Source organism: Rhodococcus sp. (in: high G+C Gram-positive bacteria), assembly GCF_049286785.1.
GTDB lineage: Bacteria > Actinomycetota > Actinomycetes > Mycobacteriales > Mycobacteriaceae > Rhodococcus_F.
Map to the genome: position 1 here is coordinate 1 of NZ_JBAQEO010000327.1, position 3,025 is coordinate 3,025.

Annotated in this window: 4 protein-coding genes; 1 reads left to right on the forward strand and 3 read right to left on the reverse strand. The window is 66.7% G+C overall.

Annotation, left to right across the window (positions count from 1 at the left end; all coding sequences use genetic code 11):
* Positions 1 to 535 precede the first annotated feature (535 nt).
* Positions 536 to 1,147, forward strand: a complete 612-nt coding sequence (locus WAW17_RS12415; RefSeq protein WP_422333274.1) for a hypothetical protein — start codon at positions 536 to 538, stop codon at positions 1,145 to 1,147.
* Here WAW17_RS12415 and WAW17_RS12420 read toward each other — a convergent pair.
* The 3 genes from WAW17_RS12420 to WAW17_RS12430 form a co-directional block, all read right to left on the reverse strand.
* The gene (locus WAW17_RS12420) at positions 1,117 to 1,275 is read right to left on the reverse strand and encodes a hypothetical protein (protein ID WP_422333275.1); all 159 of its coding nucleotides are present in this window, start codon (positions 1,273 to 1,275) and stop codon (positions 1,117 to 1,119) included. The two genes, WAW17_RS12415 and WAW17_RS12420, sit on opposite strands and share 31 nt — an antisense overlap.
* A 270-nt stretch (positions 1,276 to 1,545) precedes the next feature.
* Positions 1,546 to 2,250: a DsbA family protein gene (locus tag WAW17_RS12425; RefSeq protein ID WP_422333276.1), complete on the reverse strand. Its 705-nt coding sequence runs from the start codon at positions 2,248 to 2,250 to the stop codon at positions 1,546 to 1,548.
* Positions 2,247 to 2,495 carry a TetR family transcriptional regulator C-terminal domain-containing protein gene (locus WAW17_RS12430; protein ID WP_422333277.1) on the reverse strand — a complete coding sequence of 83 codons (249 nt, stop codon included), beginning with the start codon at positions 2,493 to 2,495 and terminating at the stop codon, positions 2,247 to 2,249. Before WAW17_RS12430 ends, WAW17_RS12425 begins: the two co-directional genes overlap by 4 nt.
* Positions 2,496 to 3,025 lie beyond the last annotated feature (530 nt).

The window sequence follows — 3,025 nt, forward strand, 5'->3', positions numbered from 1 at the left end:
GCGGTCCGCGGGCTCCGCTGCTGGTCGACGACATCGTCACTATCGTCATCGCGGTCCGGCAGGCCGTTACCGGCTGGGCTACCGAGGTGCACCGCCTGGACGGGCTGCACCTGAGGTTGCGGTGGTCGTAGACCGACCAGAAAGGGGTAGGCGTGATCTGGGCGGTCCCGTTCACCACCAACCGTCTGAGTTGTCCACCGTGCGGGTATTTCCGGTGGGCTCAGGTGGTGGCGGCGTTCGATACGTCCGGTCGCCCGGGGGGAATCCGGTTGCTGCGCACCACCCCGGCGTTCGAGAACCATGTGTGCCGGGTCGGGGTGTCGCGGATGCGGGCGCGATGTCGGCCACCTCGCGCATCTCCCTGGCGGCATGAGGAAAGTCGGTGACGTCGTGCACACCCCCGAGATCACGGTCGCTCCCGTCGCGAGGTCGGGCGTCGATGCATCCCCGTCAGTGTGTGGCGCATACTGAGATGACCACCGCAGGCCGACGATCCCCGTCCAGCGGACCAGCACCCGCAGGTGAGGAGTCGACCATGCACAGCCGGGCGCATCTCGGAAGAATCGGCCACAGCGCGGCGCGGCGGGCTCTCGCCGCCGCGGTGGCCACCCAGGCCCTGGTTGGTGCTGCCGCGCCCGCTGCGGCGCACACCCCGGTCCTCCTCGGCCCGGACGCCACCGCCCAAGCTCTCGATACCAGCCCCCTGGCCCCCACCGGGACGACCTCGTTCGCGTTCTACACCCGCACCGGATCGGTGGGCGAGACCCGCGCCGTCCGGATACAGCTGGGCGCAGGCCAACCCTTCCACGCCGAACTGCTCATCCCCGACCTCGCCCCCGAGAACGGACTACCCGCACCGGACCTGCCCCGCCTGTCGATCATCAGCCCCGACGGGCAGATCACCGCCCTCGACAACACCGAGCGCACCCCATTCTTCGAACCGTTCACCCAAACCTCGTACCTCACCCTCACCGACACCAGCGCCCCCGCGCAGGCCGGCACGTACGCCCTCGTCGTCACCGGCGCCGCCCCGGCCCGCTTCGTCATCGCCACCGGCGACACCGAAGAATTCGACGCACCGCTCGTGGGAGCCACCGCCGCCACCCCGCTCGATGTTCAGAACTGGTACCGCACGCCCCCCACGTGAAGTCGCCGCACCAGCGGCCGTACCCACCCCTGTTCCCGGGTTCCGGCTGCGATCGCGAGCGCGCGGGGTTTCCCGATGCGCCACACGAAGATGCTCCACGACGGCATCACCGGCTCCCGGGTCGTCATTATTGAACCGTCCTGGACGAGGTGGAGGCTCCTGATTTAACGACGAGGTGGAGGCTCCTGATTTAACAAGGAGAATGCTGCTGTCCGGCAGTGCGCTGTCGGGGGCGTCGGTGCATGCGGCGATCCGGCTCCGCGCCCCCACGGCCGGTACGACGAGAATGTCGTCGCCCAACTCGGTGGGCATTCGTTGGCCTGGTCGAATCGGACGGCCGGTGTCTCGATCGTGGCCCATCGCCCGATCGGAGCCCTCGACGATGTGGTCGCGGTCGCTCATTTCCGGTCTTCTTCGACGAGTTGGTCGAGCTCGATGACCTGGCCGCGATTGATACTGACCCAGTCTCTTCCTCGTATGTACGGCCGCAGGCATTCAGCGATCGCAGCGGCATCGGCGCTGGTTTTGGGGCGCTGCAATTCGTAGACGTGGGGCAGCGCGGCCATCCCCGTCACCACCTGCCACAAACTCAATGCCTGCGCTCCGGTCGGCGGATCGACAAGCACCGGGCCGAACAGGCACTGCGCGCCGGGGAAGAACAATGTCGGAACACCGAATCCGCCGGCGTCCACGACCCGCTTGTGATCGGCCCGGATCTCGTCGTGTGTGGTCGGATCCGCCAGCGCCTGGTCGAACAGCGTGGCTTCCACGCCCAGGCTATCGAGGAGCCGGCGTGCGGTCTCGGGTCGATGTGGGGTCCCGCCCCGCTCGTGCAGTTCGGCACCGATCGCCGCGTACCAGTCATCGAGCAGGGTCATGTCCCGGCGGCGCAATGCCGCGCCGATGCGCATCAGTGACCAGCCGTAGGACCAATCACGTTCCCACGCATGTTTTTTGCCTTCGCCTCGGTTGATCTCCTCGAGGCTGAAAAAGCGCCAGTTCACGGTGAGCCCGAGCTGATCGCGCACCTCGCGCATCCAGCGGGAGGTCTGGTAGGCGAACGGGCACATCGGGTCGAAATGGAAGTCGACGGTGGTCGTCATGAGACGAGCGCTTCGTCGACGAGGTACAGCGCGAGCATGTCCTCGAGACCTGCGACGATGTCGGCCGCCGCGCGATTCTGCACCTTCGCCAACAAGATCAACCCCTCGAGTTGGGCGAGGACCGCGCGAGCCATCCGTTCGGGATCGACGCCGACTCGCAGTTTCCCATCCACCGCCGCCCGTCTGCAGCCGTCCAGCAATCGTATCTCCCATCGGGTGAAAATTCCGGCTAGGTGTTCACGCAGGTCATTGTCGGTGGTGGGTCAGGAACAGCGCGATAACCGCGCCCAGGGCTTCGAACGCCCGCAGCTCGGGCACCGCGGCGGTCGATGTTCGGCGTGCGGTAGCCCAAGAGCCCGTCGCTGTAGCAGCTCAGGTTTGTGATGCCTATGTCATCGCCCCAGATGACGACGATGTTGGGCCGGTCTGCGGGCATCGGCTCTCCCTCGAGTTACTGTGACGGCCGTCACGTCCCTGGCGCGGCCAGCATATCGCGTCCTCGGCGGTTGGCACAGGTCGGCGATTGGCACAGGTGGTTGAGGCACTTCTCCCACCGGGCGGAGACCTCCCAGCTCGACCACCCCCAAGCACTCGCGAATCCGAGTCAGACGAGATCGATACTGGACGGCCGTACCGAATCAAGAGCGGCGGCGGCGAAGTGGTCCTGTTCGTCGTAGACGGCCGCGGTATGGAGCAGCTCGTTGGATAACTCTCCGAGACGCTTCTGCAGTGACCCGCGGTGCTCGTCGAAGTGAGCAACCACATGGCCGAACGA